The organism is Stenotrophomonas sp. SrG (assembly GCF_050031795.1).
Taxonomy (GTDB): domain Bacteria; phylum Pseudomonadota; class Gammaproteobacteria; order Xanthomonadales; family Xanthomonadaceae; genus Stenotrophomonas; species Stenotrophomonas rhizophila_A.
In genome coordinates this window covers 1-242 of record NZ_JBNBBE010000955.1, presented here as the reverse complement: position 1 = coordinate 242, position 242 = coordinate 1, and the positions used below count along the sequence as shown (strand labels likewise).

Sequence of the window (242 nt, the reverse complement as noted above, 5' to 3'; positions counted from 1 at the left end):
GCTCCGAGCCGCGGTCCATGGGCAGGCCGCGGTTGTCGAAGCCCGCCACATGGGTCTTCATCCGCCCATCCACCGCGAGCGCGCGCTGGTAGCCCAACGCCTGGTGGACCGTTCTCTCCAGAAGCGCGGCGCGCAGACCGCGTTCCGCCAGCCGGACCAGATCGTGGAAATGCTGGCTGATGGCGGTGGCGGCCTGGGCCACGCGTCGGGAGGGCGTAGCGCCCTCGGGCTTCGGGCCGACG

1 protein-coding gene is annotated in these 242 nt (G+C 72.3%); it reads right to left on the bottom strand.

What is annotated here, in order from left to right:
- Positions 1-202, bottom strand: a 202-nt coding sequence (locus ACQG3P_RS22325) for a hypothetical protein (protein ID WP_426806274.1), incomplete at its 3' end; no start/stop codon positions are given.
- Positions 203-242: the final 40 nt, after the last annotated feature.